Source organism: Streptomyces sp. NPDC002784, assembly GCF_053592135.1.
The window spans coordinates 97230-111649 of the sequence record NZ_JBSFVD010000018.1; the positions used below are offsets into that span (position 1 = coordinate 97230).

At 70.7% G+C, this 14420-nt stretch carries 14 protein-coding genes; 6 read left to right on the forward strand and 8 right to left on the reverse strand.

Features of this window, described 5'->3' with window-relative positions:
• Nucleotides 1–30: 30 nt before the first annotated feature.
• Together ACWD1Z_RS26920 and ACWD1Z_RS26925 are read right to left on the reverse strand one after the other, a co-directional pair.
• Nucleotides 31–921 (reverse strand): glycoside hydrolase family 19 protein, encoded by an 891-nt coding sequence (locus ACWD1Z_RS26920; protein ID WP_451122164.1) that lies wholly within the window; start codon nt 919–921, stop codon nt 31–33.
• Between the two features lie 264 nt (nt 922–1185).
• On the reverse strand, nt 1186–1989 hold the full coding sequence (locus ACWD1Z_RS26925; protein ID WP_451122165.1) for an MBL fold metallo-hydrolase: 804 nt from the start codon (nt 1987–1989) through the stop codon (nt 1186–1188).
• Nucleotides 1990–2628: 639 nt separating this feature from the next.
• On the opposite strand from ACWD1Z_RS26925, the gene ACWD1Z_RS26930 reads away from it, so the two are divergent.
• On the forward strand, nt 2629–3825 hold the full coding sequence (locus tag ACWD1Z_RS26930; protein WP_451122166.1) for a hypothetical protein: 1197 nt from the start codon (nt 2629–2631) through the stop codon (nt 3823–3825).
• A 357-nt stretch (nt 3826–4182) separates the two neighbouring features.
• Here ACWD1Z_RS26930 and ACWD1Z_RS26935 read toward each other — a convergent pair whose 3' ends face one another.
• Nucleotides 4183–4716, reverse strand: coding sequence for a kinase (locus ACWD1Z_RS26935; RefSeq protein WP_451122167.1), 534 nt, complete (start codon nt 4714–4716; stop codon nt 4183–4185).
• Nucleotides 4717–4974: 258 nt separating this feature from the next.
• Between ACWD1Z_RS26935 and ACWD1Z_RS26940 the strand changes: the two genes are divergently transcribed.
• From ACWD1Z_RS26940 to ACWD1Z_RS26950, 3 genes are all read left to right on the forward strand, one after another.
• Nucleotides 4975–5877, forward strand: a complete 903-nt coding sequence (locus tag ACWD1Z_RS26940) for a bile acid:sodium symporter family protein (RefSeq protein WP_451122168.1) — start codon at nt 4975–4977, stop codon at nt 5875–5877.
• 209 nt (nt 5878–6086) lie between these two features.
• A complete protein-coding gene (locus ACWD1Z_RS26945) occupies nt 6087–6629 on the forward strand; it encodes a DUF1360 domain-containing protein (protein ID WP_451122169.1) in 543 nt (180 codons plus the stop codon).
• A 127-nt stretch (nt 6630–6756) separates the two neighbouring features.
• Nucleotides 6757–6993, forward strand: coding sequence for a chaplin (locus tag ACWD1Z_RS26950; RefSeq protein WP_451122170.1), 237 nt, complete (start codon nt 6757–6759; stop codon nt 6991–6993).
• A gap of 55 nt (nt 6994–7048) precedes the next feature.
• Here ACWD1Z_RS26950 and ACWD1Z_RS26955 read toward each other — a convergent pair whose 3' ends face one another.
• The gene (locus ACWD1Z_RS26955) at nt 7049–7678 is read right to left on the reverse strand and encodes a DUF4291 domain-containing protein (protein WP_451122171.1); all 630 of its coding nucleotides are present in this window, start codon (nt 7676–7678) and stop codon (nt 7049–7051) included.
• Between the two features lie 126 nt (nt 7679–7804).
• Here ACWD1Z_RS26955 and ACWD1Z_RS26960 point away from each other — a divergent pair, with 126 nt between their 5' ends.
• On the forward strand, nt 7805–8260 hold the full coding sequence (locus tag ACWD1Z_RS26960; protein WP_451122172.1) for a hypothetical protein: 456 nt from the start codon (nt 7805–7807) through the stop codon (nt 8258–8260).
• 257 nt (nt 8261–8517) lie between these two features.
• On the opposite strand, the gene ACWD1Z_RS26965 is transcribed toward ACWD1Z_RS26960, so the two are convergent.
• Nucleotides 8518–8967, reverse strand: coding sequence for a VOC family protein (locus ACWD1Z_RS26965; RefSeq protein ID WP_451122173.1), 450 nt, complete (start codon nt 8965–8967; stop codon nt 8518–8520).
• Nucleotides 8968–9067: 100 nt separating this feature from the next.
• Here ACWD1Z_RS26965 and ACWD1Z_RS26970 point away from each other — a divergent pair, with 100 nt between their 5' ends.
• Nucleotides 9068–9709, forward strand: a complete 642-nt coding sequence (locus tag ACWD1Z_RS26970; protein ID WP_451122174.1) for a TetR/AcrR family transcriptional regulator — start codon at nt 9068–9070, stop codon at nt 9707–9709.
• Between the two features lie 48 nt (nt 9710–9757).
• On the opposite strand, the gene ACWD1Z_RS26975 is transcribed toward ACWD1Z_RS26970, so the two are convergent.
• The 3 genes from ACWD1Z_RS26975 to ACWD1Z_RS26985 are packed head-to-tail and all read right to left on the reverse strand — an operon-like array spanning nt 9758 to nt 14420.
• On the reverse strand, nt 9758–11512 hold the full coding sequence (locus ACWD1Z_RS26975; protein ID WP_451122175.1) for an ABC transporter ATP-binding protein: 1755 nt from the start codon (nt 11510–11512) through the stop codon (nt 9758–9760).
• Entirely contained in the window at nt 11509–13248 is a 1740-nt protein-coding gene (locus ACWD1Z_RS26980; RefSeq protein WP_451122176.1) for an ABC transporter ATP-binding protein/permease, read from the reverse strand. Before ACWD1Z_RS26980 ends, ACWD1Z_RS26975 begins: the two co-directional genes overlap by 4 nt.
• Nucleotides 13245–14420, reverse strand: a complete 1176-nt coding sequence (locus ACWD1Z_RS26985; RefSeq protein ID WP_451122177.1) for a nitroreductase family protein — start codon at nt 14418–14420, stop codon at nt 13245–13247. Before ACWD1Z_RS26985 ends, ACWD1Z_RS26980 begins: the two co-directional genes overlap by 4 nt.

Genomic DNA, 14420 nt, shown 5'->3' on the forward strand with positions numbered 1-14420 from the left:
CCGTGTGTCACGACATCCGGTGCCCCGCCGTCAGCAGTAGAGATTGCCGCCCGGTGACGTCCCGAGGATCTGCGTGAACCGCTGGTAGTTGTTCACGCGGCTCTGCACCTGCGCGGGGTTCTTGCCGTCGCACTCCAGGGAGCCGTTGATGCTGCGGATGGTCTGGCCGAAACCGGCGCCGTTCACCATGGCGTTGTGGGGAGTCATGGTGCCGGGTCCGGACTGGGTGTTCCAGTACCACAGGGCCGTCTTCCAGGCGACGGCCGAGTCGTTCTGCACCAGCCAGGGGTTGCGCAGCAGGTCGATGCCGAGCGCGTCGCCCGCCGCCTTGTAGTTGAAGTTCCAGCTCAGCTGGATCGGGCCGCGTCCGTAGTAGGCGGCCTGACCGGCCGGGCAGCCGTAGGGCTGGCTCCAGTCGCAGTAGTGCGGGTAGTTGGCGGTGTTCTGCTCCACCACGTGCACCAGGCCGCCGGTTTCGTGGCTGACGTTGGCGAGGAAGGCCGCCGCCTCCTGCTTCTTCACCGTGTCGCTGCCGGTGTTGGCGAAACCGGGGTAGGCGCTCAGGGCCGCGGTGAGGCCGCTGTAGCTGTAGAAGGAATTCCGGTTGGGGAACATCTGGTTGAACTGCGCCTCCGACACGACGAAGCGCGCATCGGGCGTGCCCGGCCCGCTGTCGCAGGCGTACGGCTCCCAGTACCAGGTGCTGATGACCGGGTCGTAACCCGGGTTGGCGTGCTCGGCTATGTACGCCTTGCCGTCGGTGTAGCGGACGACATCACCGGCGTTGTACGCCTTACCGGCAACCCAGTTGGGATAGCTGGAGCACGCCGCGGCGGCGGCGGTCGTGGCCGGGAGGACCACGGGGGCGGTGCCGGCGAGGGCGAGGACGGCCAGGACGGCGGAGAGACGGCGTCTCGACACAGGCTCAACTCCTTTGCAGGGCACGGCCGCACCTCGGAGGCAGGGCGCAGCGAGCCCGCACCGCACGCACCGGCGGACCGGACACGGCGTGGGGGCGGCCGTGGTGGGGGGCTGTGGGGCACACTCAACCGCGTTGGTCTGGACCAGTCAAGGGTGCGGACCAGTCAGGCCTGGACCAATTGGCGGGAGCTGGTGTCGGGAGCAGGTGTCGGGAGTGGGAGTTGGTGTTGGGACCCACAACCACAGCAAGTGCGCCCTCCCAGGTCAGCAGGCGGTGAATGGCTCCGTCAGGTGCGGGGTCGCCAGGTGGAGAGTGGCGGCGGCCCGGCTGCGGAGCACCTGCTCCCTTGAGGCTCTTGCCTGCTCAGGGTCCATCTCATGGACGTAGGCGAGTTCGGGGTGGAGCAACTGGATTGCGTGCACGAGGAGATCACCGGTGACGGCAACCAACTCGCGCCCTGACGCGACGAGGAGGCTTTGATGCCCGGGGGTGTGACCGGGCGTGGCGACCAGGCGCTCGCCGCCGCGCAGCGAGGTGTCGCCGTCGAGCAGCCGTAGCTGATCGGACTTGCTGAGCGGGTCGATCACCGTGGACCGCAGCTGCGGGTTCACTTCCTCGATCGCGTCAAGTTCCGCCCGCTGCAACAGGTATGCGGCGTTCGGGAAGTACGGCCGCGCCTGCTTTCCGCCGACGACGGCCCAGCCCACGTGGTCGGTGTGCAGGTGTGTGAGCACCACGGTGTCCACGTCGGACGGATCGATCCCCGCGGCGGCCAGTGAAGCCGGGAGCGCACCGGGCACGGGCGCCCACGCGGCCGCAGGGCTGTCGGCCGGGCCGATCCCGGCATCGACCAGCGTCACCCCCTGGTCGCTGCGGATCGCGAACGCGCGGAACTGCAACCGCCAGCGCCCGTCGGCGTCGAGCGCGCCGGGATCGAACCGGTCGGCCGCCGCCCACTGCTCGGCGGTGGCATCGGGAAACGCCTCCGATCGGGGGGAGAAGAAGGGGCCCGCGCCGTCGGCGAGCGCGATGACGGTGTACGGACCGACCTGAAGAGAGGGAGGCATCCACAGATGGTGCCATCGGCCGACGGCCCGGACCAGGCGGGTGCCGGGGAGTTGGCGCCAGGTCGTGGGCGCGTCGTGTACGTGGCAGACCTCGGCGTCGCGCAGGGCGTCTGCATCGCCGCCTGCTGGCGCACTACGGCGTCGCATCCCCCGCGCAGGGAAAGCGCCAGTCGCGGCTCTGGACTGTCTCGGTTGAACCGTGGCCGCTCATCGGTCCGTTGCGGCCCGAGCCACCGCATCACCGACGGTCAAGGGATCCCGCTCGCCACCCCGACACGTGAAGAGATACTCGGCGTCGCCCCCTGCCCCGGGATCCAGAGGCCCCCGCGAAGCCGCCCAAGGCCGCCGCGAGAGGAAACGCCCGGCACCGCTGCCGACCTGAATGATGTCGGTTCTTGTATGCCGAATGCTCCTTTGGGCGGACTCCGCCGCACTTCCGCACGCGCCTGCAGCATATGCCAGCCCGGGTGGGCGTATGCCAGGTAAGTCGTCAACGAAGGAGACGTGATGCGCTTTTCCTCATTCACACGATCGCGGGTACTGGCACACGTGGTGTCTGGACGTTGCTGGTCCGGCGAACGCTGCGGGGGGCGCCGCCGCCCCGAAACCGCATCCCGCACTCATGGGGCGGCTCGCCGGGTGCTGACCTCGCTGGTGGCAGGGGCCACGCTGGCTGTGGCGCTGCCCGGTGTCGGTGGCGCGTCCGCGCGCGCGGACGACAGCTTCGGAGGCTACGGCGACGGGACCTACCAACGCCCGGCCGACCTGCCGGCGGACGGCCTGAAGTATTACGTCGCGCTGCCCTTCTCCCAGAAGAAGAACCTCTACATGTCGCCAGCGGGCACGACGCAGCAGCTGGTGCCAGGCGCCTCGCAGGAACTCACCGTGCAGAACGTGACAAGCACCTCCCAGACGATCACGAGTTCGGCAGGTCCCTCGTTGGCCAGCCAGGTCGGATCCGCGCTCGGCTACGCCGCGACGGCGTACAAGCTGATCTCCAACGCCCTCACCTCGGGCGGTGGAAAGCCGGGGAAGAGCGACACGCTCAACATCACCATCCCTTCGAGCCCGGATCAGATCAGCAAGAAGGATTCGGTCTCGTTCTCCCAAAGCAACAAGATCAAGATCGAACCATTGCGGATGATGTCGGCCCGACCGGTGTACTACAAGTCCAAGACCGTGTCGGACCTGTGGCGCAAGGCCCCCAATGGCAAGCTCGACTACATCTTCGGGCACAACATCGCTGACATCGTCATCGCCCAGGGCTGGCTGCTGGAGTGCGGCGAACGAGCCTGCGTCCCCGGCAAGGACTTCCGGCCCTTCGGCCAGAACCTCGACGCAGGAAACGTCAGCAGCCTCGCCGACGCGGCGCAGCATCTCCTGCCCACCCAATCCCCCGACCGCTGGACCAGCGTCAGCGCGGACCACGGCGCCGACGACGACCGCGGCAGGGTCCACGTCAACCTCCCGTCCATGTGCACCGTCAACGAAAGCGTGAAACTCGGGATCGACACGAAAGCACACTGGGGTCAGATCACTGTCAGCTGCCCGCCTTCAGCGCCCTTCAAGGACTACAGAGTTCAGTACAGCGCCTGGGGCCCCAACTGGGTCGGCTCTCGCGATGTGCGGGGCAGGGGGGTGATCTCCACCCCCAAGAGCGGCTGGGAGTTCCCCGGCACCGAGGCGTACAACGGGCACGAGCAGTACTGGCAGATCGGCATCCCCGCCGACGGGCAGACCCGCAGCTACTGGATCTACCGAGGCATCAAGGCGAATCAGCCCTGGACGGAAGGTCCGTGGCTCGGAATCGACGTCATCCCGGTCAACAGCAAGTAGACCCGACACTGCGGACGCACTAGTCCTATGGCGGGGCATCCTCCCCACGTCGGATCGGGGCAGTCCGGGGTCTTGGATTCCACGCCCTGGCGTCGGCGCCGCGTCATACGAGTGGCAGCCCTGGTCTCCCCGCGGGACCAGGGCTTCGCGCTGTTCTGCACCCCTCGTGGGCGAGCGCAACCGCTACAGGGGCCCGGTCGGCTTTCGAGCGGTTCGCCTTCGCGGTGCCCGCGCCCAGAGAGCGGGCGGCGCCGAGATCAGTGGCACGATCCTGGGCCTCATCGCCCGTCACTTACCGGTACTGTCCGGGCAGGAGTGCACCGGGAAACAGGTTTGCACCAAGAACCCGGCTTGAGGTCAGCGGTCCACAGCGGGTAAGTACGCCAGCTCCGTGTCGAGCATGATGCGGCCAACCGTCTCGTGCAGGGCACTGTCCGCGCCGATCACAGTCTCCGTACCGCTGGGCAGCAGATCGCGCTCTCGGTACCAGTCGCGCAACTGCGTCTCGTTGACGTCATCGGCGATCGGCTTGGTTGCGTGCCGGACGAGGGTTTCACCGAAGGGCACGTCCAGGTAGTAGCCGTGGGTGGGGCCGCGATGGTCGGTGCGCAGTTGGGCGAGCATGTCGCCGTAGTGGTCGGCGTAGAGGATGCCTTCGAGGACGACGTGGAATTCGGCATCCAGGGCGTAGCGGACGGTCAGGTCGATCAGACCGATGTTCGCGGCACCGGGGCGGTCGCGTTCCCTGAGGACGATGCGGCGGAGGTTGTCCTGGCCGACCAGGGCCAGGCCGCGCCCGAACCTCTCGCGCAGACCGGCCGCAACGGACGACTTCCCGGAGGCGCTGTTGCCGCGCAGGACGACCAGCCGGGTCTCTTCGGTGCCCACCATCACGGCGAGCACGCTACCGCCGGCCGCTGACAGGGCCGGCGCGGTGCGGGACACCGTCGAACCCGCCATCACCGTCGACACACCGCTTCGGAGTACCTGAGGTCGGCGACGAAGGGCCGATGTTGACCGTACCCACGCCCGCATCTACTGTGCGCGATGCGGACACCACCTGAGCATGTGCACGCCGGACCGGCACGGCTGGCATCCCGGCTCTACCCTGCACCGTGCCCCCCGCCCCTGAAGACGGAGCCGCCGCGCATGGACACGCCCCTCGCCACCGTGTTCCTCCCGCTCGCCCTCGCCTTCATCATGTTCGGGCTGGGTCTGTCCCTGACGGTCGACGACTTCCGACGGGTGCGACGCCACCCCCGGGCCGTCGTGGTGGCCATGTCCTGCCAGCTCCTTCTCCTACCCGGCATCTGCCTGGGCCTGGTCATCGCCTTCGACCTCTCCCCCGTCCTCGCCGTCGGCATGATGCTGCTGGCCGCATCGCCCGGCGGGACGACGGCGAACCTCTACAGCCACCTCTTCGGCGGCGACGTGGCACTGAACATCACGCTCACCGCGGTGAACGCGCTGCTGGCCATCGTGACGCTGCCGATCATCACCAACCTCTCCCTGCAGTACTTCGAACCGGACATCGGTGAGCAGGGCATGGGGTTGCAGTTCGGCAAGGTTCTGCAGGTGTTCGCCCTGGTAATCGTGCCGGTGGCGCTCGGGCTCGCCATCCGCCGCCGCTCGCCGGACTTCGCGCGCCGCATGGACCGCCCGGTTCGGCTTCTGTCGGTCGTCGTGCTCGTCACGATCATCGTCGGTGCGATGGTGGCCGAGAGGAGCAACCTCGCCGGCTACCTCTCGGACGTAGGGCCGACGGTGGTGATCCTCTGCGTGCTGAGCCTCACCATCGGGTACGCCGTACCGCGCATGGTCCGATTGGACAAGCGGCAAGCGATCGCCTGCTCCATGGAGATCGGCATCCACAACAGCGCCGTCGCCATGACCGTGGCCATCAGCGTCCTCGGCAGCGTCAGCCTGGCCGTACCCGCCGCCGTCTACGGCGTGCTCATGAACCCCATCGCAGCCCTGGCGGGAGTACTGATGACCCGGGGCCCCCGCCCCGCCGAGAAACCCGCGCCGACCCTCGACCGGAGCCAGGAGTGATCACCCTGTGCCCCTTGCGGAGCCACCGCGGGCGTACGGGCGATGTGGGCGGAGAAGACGGACGGCTGCCTGCGCGCGTACGGCCATCCGCCCGGGCCGTTGATCCGTGGCCGGCCGCACAGCTTGGCCCGTTTGTCCTCCGCGCCGGTAGGGGACCCGGCCGACCATGACCGAACGTACTCGCACTCATATGGAAGCAGGCACCGCCCATGGTCATGGCAGCTGACGGCCGTATCGGACGGCGAGTGGGCGGGTTGCTCCGCCGCACCGGACGGGACTATTCGGCAGGCCATGAGCGGCCCCTGGGCGGCTATCTCACCGCCATGGCGGGCTTCGGGGCGTACACCGCGGCCTTGGCAGCGGCGGTACGGCTCCGTGGGCGCCCGCTGCCGGACCGGCCCGAGCCGTGGGAGGTCGTCCTGACCTCGGTGGCCACCTTCCGGCTCAGCAGGCTGCTGAGCAAGGCCGCGGTGACCAGTCCGCTGCGGGCCCCCTTCACGAGGTACGTCGGTCCGCAGGGCCCGGCCGAACTGCACGAGGAGGCGCAGTCCGAGGAGGGCAAGGAGACCGTCGGCGAGCTGGTGACCTGCCCGTTCTGCGTCAGCGTCTGGGTCGCCTCGACACTGACCGCCGGGCAGCTGCTCTGGCCGCGCGCGACACGCACCGCGATGGGCACGCTGGCCGCTCTGGCCGGAGCGGACGCGCTGCAGCTGGCGTACAGCGCGCTGGTGGACAAGACGACGGGGGATTGACATCCGCGGAGGTGAACCGCGGTGTCACATGCTGTAACTCCGCCGGATGGGTCACCTGCGTTGCTGCCCCCGTGCCCTTCGGTCAGCGTCGGGAGGTGAGCAACCCTGCTCCGATCAGGAGGTACACATGCGTCATCGCATACTCGCTGCCGCTGCCCTGGCCATCACCATCACGCTTGCCGGAGCCGGCACTGCCCTGGCCGACCCCGACCCTGTTGGTGCGGCCGCGAACTCGCCCGGCATCATCAGCGGAAATGTCACCCAGGTGCCCCTGGACCTGGAGGTCGAGGTGTGCGGCAACACGGTGAACATCGTCGGTCTGCTGAACCCCGCCGTAGGGAACGCCTGCCTGAACCAGGACTGATCAGCGAGCCCTGCGTACCAGCGCCCGCCGTTCCGCACGGCGGGCGCTCCGCTCGTCATTTATGCAGGTGATCCAAGATTCCGTCGGGCACGGGGTAGGGAAGCTCTTGCGGAAGAAGCTGCTGGGCGACGTCCAGGTCGCCGTCCCGTACATGCCCGTGGACCTCGTGCGCGAGGGCGGTTACGTCGGTGATGGAGACCGTCCACTCATCCGCGTAGCGGTATGCGGCTGGGCCGGCGAGCCCGAGCTGCAGCGAGCGGTAGTTGAGAGCTTGCAGATGGATATCGCGCTCGGGGTCCCATTGAACCCGGGCCGGAGCCTGCTGCAGTTGCTGCTTCCAGGTGGCTCGGTCGGCGTGCAGCCCGCGCTCGTAGTGGGACAGACAGGCGTGCCGCAGCGCCCACTCGAAGCCTTCGCGGGTGATCTCGACGGCGAGGACGGTTTCCTGCCCCTCCTTGGTCCCCCATCCGCAGCGATACATCATCCATAGGAATGACGGCTTGATCCACGTCATCCGATCTCGCTTCCAGGTCGCCGGAAATCGGCCCTTCTGGGCTGCGGCCAGGCCGATCTCCGGTGCGTATGCCTGGTAGACGGTGATCGTGGAGTCGGTGTAGCGGGCGCGGATTTGGTGCTTGAGTTCTGCCACGGTGACAGCGTGCGGAACCACTTCGATGCGCGCCATCGAATTCCCTGAGCCCGGGGCCGAGCCTCCGGTCGAACGGGCAGCGATAGTTCTGGTAGTGCGGGGTAACTGCCGTCAGAGACAGGTTCTTTGTCCACTTCCTCTGAGCCCGTGGAAAGGTCCCCCATGAACGAGCCCAGTACTGCTCCCCCGGGCGCAGGGACTGCCCACCCGGCGATCGACATCCACCTTGAGATCCTGCTGCGCCTCGTCGAGGAGCAGTCAGGGGCCAGTGCGGCCATCTGCCTGACCACGCCGGGCGGAATCATCGCGGGTCACCTTGTCAGCACGAGCAGCTGGGCCGAGAGGTGGCGCCGCGTGGTGTCGGCGGCCACCGGGGCTGAGGATCGCGGTGATCAGATGGCGGATCTGGCTCACGCCGTACAGGCGTCCACGGAGCAGACGGAGAAGGACGCGGCTGGGGGTCTGCATGCGTTCATCCACCTGCTGGATGTCACGTTCCTTTCCGTACCGGGTGAAGTCACGGCCCCCTTGTGGCCCGGAAGGGCCTCCGACGTCTCCGGCTGGTCACTTGGTACTCCTTCTCCGACCGCTCACGCGACGGACGCCACGGATCACTGAGCCGTAGGTGGCCACGCGGGGTGGTCGCCGTCAGGTGAGGGTCAGCCCATAGCGGCGGGGCGGCCGCGCGGTGCTCTCGCTAGGCCGTGAGTTCGGTGCGCGGGGTGGGCTCGTCGGCTTCGACCCGATCGGATGGAGGCAGGCCCTGGCCAGCAGGTCGCGATCGAGTTCGTGACGCCCGAGGGACCACCGAAACAGCCCCTTCCCCGTACACCGCGGTCTTGGCACGCCACGGTAAGCAACGCGCCCGCGCGCGGTCAGTCCTGCCCGCTGTGCGGGGTGTGCCCAGGGGCGTACTGGGCCGCGTACTCCTCCGTTGCCGGGACGGGAGTGATGACGTCGATGAGCACGCCGTCCGGTGCCGCCACGATGAAGTGGCGCTGCCCGAAGTCCTCCGTCCGCAGAGGCAGCAGTGCGCTCAGGCCCGCCTGCGTGACGAGTCGGTCGTACTCGGCGTCGGCGTCGGTCACCTCGAAGTTCAGCAGCAGGCCACCCTGGCACGGGACGCGGTGGCCGTCGGGAAGGGTGGGGTGGCGGTGGTCGAGGAGGGCCAGCTCGTAGTGCGTGGCGTCCGGTCGGCGCAGGCTCACGTACCAGTCGGCCTCGAACGTCACCTCGAACCCGAAGTGCCGTACGTAGAAGGCGCGGGCCGCGGCGATGTCGCGGGTCGCGATCACCGGATAGAAGCCGCTGAGCTCAGTCGTCATGGCGTGTCTCCTCTGCCCTGCCATCGATTTCACATACTCAGGGTATGCGAAATGAGACGTTAGCATACCCGGGGTACGCGAAAGGGAGAGGTGGGTGCGGATGGCCGGCACGAGGGCCGAGCAACGGGAGGCGACGCGCCGGGCGTTGCTGGCTGAAGGGCGCCGGCGGTTCGCCGCTGACGGCTATCACGCCGTCGTCCTCGCGGAGGTCGCTGAGGCGGCGGGGGTCACCAAGGGCGCGGCCTATCACCATTTCGGCAGCAAGGCGGGGCTGTTCAGGGCGGCGGTGGCCGAGGTGCAGCTGGAGCTCGGCGAGCGCGTCGCTGAGGCCGCTCGGCGCCACGACGACCCGTGGGAGCAACTGCGGGCGGGCTGCCGGGCGTTCCTCGCCGCCGGTTCCGACCCGGCGACGCGCCGCATCATGCTGGTGGACGCGCCCGCGGTACTGGGGTGGGAGGAGTGGCGGGCGATGGACGAGGAGTCCTCGGCCCGGCACCTGACCGAGGCGCTACAGGACTTGGTGCACGCGGGAATCATCGCCGAGCAGCCGGTGCAGCCCTTGGCGCGGCTGTTGTCGGGCGCGATGAACGAGGCCGCACTGTGGCTGGCCAGGACAGCGGATCCGCACGCGCTGGAGCAGACCGGACAGGCCCTGGATCACCTGCTCAACGGACTGCGCGGCAGCACGGCCCGGACCGGGGACGGCCGAGCGGGCGCGGTCGAGCGCGGTGCGCCCGCCTGACCTGCACCGTCACCGCCGACGAAGAGGCACCGTCGGGTGGTCCGGAGTTCACTCGGGTGGGGTGACGGCGAGGACACGGCCCAGCGCGCTGTCGGGGCGGGCGGTGAGTTCCTCCCAGGTTCCTTCCTCCGCGATGCGGCCGGCTTCGAGGACCGCGATGCGGTCGGCGCGGCGGATGGTGGCGGGGCGGTGGGCGATGACGATCGTCGTACGGCCTTCCTTGCCGAGCGCGGTCGCGAGTTGGGCGTCGCCGGCGTTGTCCAGGTGGGCCGTGGTCTCGTCGAGCACGAGGACGCGGGGCTGTGCGAGCAACGCGCGAGCGAGGGCGATGCGGGCGCGCTGGCCGCCGGAGAGGGTGGAACCGCGTTCGCCGACGAGGGTGCCCAGGGGGGCGATGCGGTCGACGCCGCACAACCGTGCCGTTTCAGCGAGGAGTTCGTCGTGCGCGTCGGGTACGGCGAGCCGCAGGTTGTCGGCGAGGGTGCCGTGGAAGAGGGGGGTGTCCTGGCCCACCACGGCGACTGCACGCCTGAGTTCGGCATCGCTCACCTCACGTATGTCGACGGGCTCACCGTCGCCGGGTATCAGCTGGACCGTTCCCTCCGACGGATCCCAGAACCGCGCCAGCAGGTGCGCGCAGGTCGACTTGCCGGCTCCCGAGACACCGACCAGTGCGAGGGTCTGCCCGCGGCTGACGGTCAAGTCGACTCCGTCGAGTACGGGTTGGCCGCCGTAGTCGAAGCTCACCCGGTGCAGCCGGACGCCCAGCGGGCCGGAGGGGAGCGGGCGGGGTGTGGCGGGCGGCGGGGCGAGAGCGGGGGCCTTCAGGGCGGCGCCGACGCGGGCGGCCGCGGCGCGCAGTCCCACTGCCTGGCTCAGTGCCCTGGCCGACTCCGCGACGGGGCCCAGGACCGAGAGGGCCAGTGTCATCGCCGCGGGCGCCCATGCGCCGTGCAGCCGCCCGGAGGTCACCGACTGTGCGGCGGCGGCTACGACGCCGAGTACCGCGAGCACGATGAGCAGGTCGCGGGCGGCGGCGGCCATGGACTCCCAGGCGGCCTCCGCACGCTGGGCCTCCCCCACCCGCCGTCCTTGGTCGGAGAGACGGCGGCGCCGCTCGGCCAGCCCGCCGAAGGCGAGCAGCTCGCGCAGGCCGTCGACGGTCTCCACGGTGTCGGCCGACAACTTCGCCGCCGCCGCCCGCGTACGGGCTCCGCGCGCCGCACGTCCGCGTGCGTCGGCGAAGGGCGCCGCGGCCAGCAGCGCGGCGACCGGCAGCACCGCCGCCAGCAGCCACGGCTCCACCGTGGCCAGGACGGCGGCGCCCCCGGTGAACACCACTCCGGACGCCAGGAGTTGGGCGGTGGTGTGGGCGTAGAAGAACTCCAGTGCCTCGACATCGGCCATGGCGGTGGCGGCAAGGTCCCCGCTTCGGCGGCCCGCCACGCGGGCGGGCGCGCTGCGGGCGAGCCCGTCGAAGACGCGCACCCGCAGTTCGGCCAGCACCCGGTAGGCCAGGTCGTGGCTGAGGTCCATCTCGCGCCAGGTCATCAGGGCGCGCACCAGGACGAGGACGACGAGTGCGGTGACCGTACCGGCCGAGGGGGCGCGGTCCTCGATGACGGCGGTTCCCACGGTGTGCGCGGCCAGTGTCAGCAGCGCGACGAGCGAGCCCTGTTCGACGAGTGCGGCGGCGCAGGTGCGGACCATCATGATCCGGTGCCCGGCGAGGGCGGGCAGCAGCGCGCGCAATGAGCCGCGCGCGGGCATGTCGGCGGTGTCGCGGACGGTGGCGGTGCTCATGCGGCGAGCCCTTTCTGGTGTGTGTGGCCCGCGTTGAGGAGTTCGGCGTAGACGCCCCCGGCTTGGACGAGGGCCGTATGGTCGCCGACGGCGTCCACACGGCCGCCGTCGAGGACGACGATGCGGTCGGCGTGCTGGACGGCGGCGAGGCGGTGGGCGACCACCAGGACGGTCCGGCCGCCCGCGGCGGCCAGCAGCTCGCGCACGATGTCGGCCTCTCGGCGTTCGTCGACGGCGCTGGTGGCCTCGTCGAGCACGAGCACCGGGGCATCGGCCAGCAGGGCTCGGGCGAGGGCGAGCCGCTGCCGTTGGCCACCGGACAGGGTGGCGCCCCGTTCGCCGAGGACGGTGGCGTACCCCTCGGGGAGGGCGGCGATCTCGTCGTGGATGCCGGCGGTGCGTGCCGCGCGCACCAGTTCGCCGTCCGTGGCGTCCGGCCTGGCCAGGCGCAGGTTGTCGGCGATGGTGGCGTGGAAGAGGTACGTCTCCTGGGAGACGACGGCGATGGACTGCCGCAGCGAGCCCAACGCGAACTCGCTCACATCGCGGCCGCCGAGAGTGATCCGGCCGCCCTGCCGGTCGTGGTGGCGCAGGAGCAGGCCGAGCAGCGTGGACTTTCCGGCGCCGGACGGGCCGACGATCGCGGTCGTCCGCCCCGCCTCAGCGGTGAAGGTGACACCGCGCAGGGCGGGCGATTCGGCGCCGTCGTAGGTGAAGTCGACGTTCTCGAGACGCAGTTCCGGCGGGCCTGGCCACTGCGCCCCTGCCGTTCCCGTGTCGGGGACGGCGGGGTCGGCGGTGCGCAGCGCCGCGAGCCCGTCCGCGGCCGACACGCCCAGGTATCCGGCGTGCCACTCACGGGACAGGTCCCGGACCGGCCGGAAGCACTCGGAGGCCAGGAGCAGCACCAGGTAGGTGCCGGTCGCGGTGGCGGATCCGGTGACGGCCGACCAGCAGGCGAGGAGCGCGGCGGCCACGGAGCCGCCCTGGATGGCCAGGTCGGTGAGGCCGGTGTCGACGAGTGAGACGCGCAGCTTCGCGACGGTCGCCCGGTGCAGCGCCGCCGACCGCCTCTCCAGCCGTTCCCGGGTGCGGCCGACGGCGCCGGCGGCCCGCAGCGCGGGCATGCCCTGGAGGGCTTCGAGGTAGTCGGCGCCCAGTTGCTCGTAGGTGTCCCAGTGTTCCTTTCCGCGCTGGGCCAGGAGCCGGTCCCAGGCGCGCGGCCCGAACAGGGCGAGCAGCAGGGCGGGGACGAGGCCGAGGAGGGCGGCCGGTTCGATCACCGCCAAGGCGGCGAGCAGGAAGGGCGGCACGGTGAGGGTGATCAGGAGCTGGGGCAGGTAGCGGGAGACATAGGCGTCGACGCCCTCCACCCCGTCGACGAGGGTGGTGCGGACGGCCCCGGCGCGTGCGGTGGTCAGGTAGGCGGGTCCCAACCTCCCGAGGTGGGCGAGGAGTTCGTCCCGCACAGCCACCCTGACTGTGGCTCCGGCGCGGGTGGCGGTGCGCCGCTGCCAACTGCCGAGCCCGGCACGTGCTGCTACGACGGTGAGCACCGCGCCGAGGAGCGGCGGGAGCCGGTCGGTGTCGCCCCGGGCCAGGTCGGCGAGGGCCACGGCCAGGAGTACTGCCTGCGCCAGTTGGGTGGCGGTGACGGCGCCTTGCAGCAGGGTGGCCGCGAGCAGTGGCCGCCGTGCGTGCTGTGCGGCGCGGCGCAGTTCGGGGTGGACGATCACGAGGTCCCCTGTTCGGAGTGGGTGCCGAGGGCCAGGCCGTGGACGATCCAGTCCCGGCCCGGTGCGGCGCCGAGCGCGGTGCCCAGGTCCGCCTGCTGCCAGGAACCGACGGGGCGGGCGGCCAGCCCGTGTCGTACGGCGGCCAGGTGGGCGAGGTGGACGGCGAAGCCGGCCCGCAGGTGCGTTCGGCGGATCAGCGGGGCGTCGGCGTCCGATGGGCAGCCGTACGCGAGGAGGACGGCGCCCGCGTCCGAGAGCCATGCCTGGCCCGCCGCCCAGAGGGCGAGCGTCGGCCGGGCCTCCCCTGCCGCGAGCCGTCGCAGTGTGCCGTCGGGCGCCGGCTCGACCAGTTCGGGCTCCGGCTCGCCGACGGCCGCGCACCAGGCGAGTTCACGGCCGCCCGTCCGGACGGCGGTGGTGAGCACCGCGTGCAGAGCGTCCCGGTGCGGGGTGCCTGTCAGCGGTGGCGGGGCGCTGCGGCGGGTCAGCAGTTCGCCGGGGGTGGGCGCGCTCGCCGGCTGAGGTGGTGAAACCCCGCTGGCGTGCTGAGCCAGGGTGAAGTGCGGTACGGCCAAGGGGTGTTCGGTAAGCCCGTCGAAGCGGGGCACCGGCGCCGCGAGGCCCATCGTGCCGGCCGCGAGCCACAGCGCCGCGGCGGCGTGGCCGGTGTCCAGCAGCATCAGCGGCCAGGCGCGGTGGCCGTAGTGGGAGGCCGTGCGCCGTGGGGTGACGTTCAGTTCGACGGTGACGCCGGGCGGCGTGCCGTGGGGTTCCCGACCGAGGTGGTGCACCCGGTGGCGCAGCGGGTCGTAGCCGTAGCGTCCGGGCGGCAGCGGGCAGCCGGTACCTACGACGAGTTCGGCGTCCACCGGGTGCAGCGCACCCGCGGAAGGGGCGGGCCGCAGCCGTCCGGAGTCGTCCGAGGCCGCCAGCGAGAGGTGGAGCAGGGCCCGCAGGTCCAGCTCCCCGGGGCCGGCCTCCGGGATGGTGCGCGGGTGTCCCGGCCAGGCACGCACCGGTGTCCCGGCGGGTGTGTCGGGGCCGGGAGCCGCCGCCGAGCGGGCGTGGGCCAGGGCGGTGACGAGGTCGACCGGACGGTCTGCCGTCGCGTGTTCCACGCGGGGAGCCGTACCGGCGGGTTCTGCGGGACGGGCCTGTTGGGTGTGTTTCAC

Coding starts and splice junctions, on each gene's coding strand:
- ACWD1Z_RS26960 (WP_451122172.1), top strand. CDS start 7,805: ATGAACGAGCCCAGTACTGCTCCCCCGGGCGCAGGGACTGCCCACCCG.
- ACWD1Z_RS26940 (WP_451122168.1), top strand. CDS start 4,975: ATGGACACGCCCCTCGCCACCGTGTTCCTCCCGCTCGCCCTCGCCTTC.
- ACWD1Z_RS26950 (WP_451122170.1), top strand. CDS start 6,757: ATGCGTCATCGCATACTCGCTGCCGCTGCCCTGGCCATCACCATCACG.
- ACWD1Z_RS26970 (WP_451122174.1), top strand. CDS start 9,068: ATGGCCGGCACGAGGGCCGAGCAACGGGAGGCGACGCGCCGGGCGTTG.
- ACWD1Z_RS26935 (WP_451122167.1), bottom strand. CDS start 4,716: ATGGTGGGCACCGAAGAGACCCGGCTGGTCGTCCTGCGCGGCAACAGC.
- ACWD1Z_RS26955 (WP_451122171.1), bottom strand. CDS start 7,678: ATGGCGCGCATCGAAGTGGTTCCGCACGCTGTCACCGTGGCAGAACTC.
- ACWD1Z_RS26945 (WP_451122169.1), top strand. CDS start 6,087: ATGGTCATGGCAGCTGACGGCCGTATCGGACGGCGAGTGGGCGGGTTG.
- ACWD1Z_RS26925 (WP_451122165.1), bottom strand. CDS start 1,989: ATGCCTCCCTCTCTTCAGGTCGGTCCGTACACCGTCATCGCGCTCGCC.
- ACWD1Z_RS26975 (WP_451122175.1), bottom strand. CDS start 11,512: ATGAGCACCGCCACCGTCCGCGACACCGCCGACATGCCCGCGCGCGGC.
- ACWD1Z_RS26965 (WP_451122173.1), bottom strand. CDS start 8,967: ATGACGACTGAGCTCAGCGGCTTCTATCCGGTGATCGCGACCCGCGAC.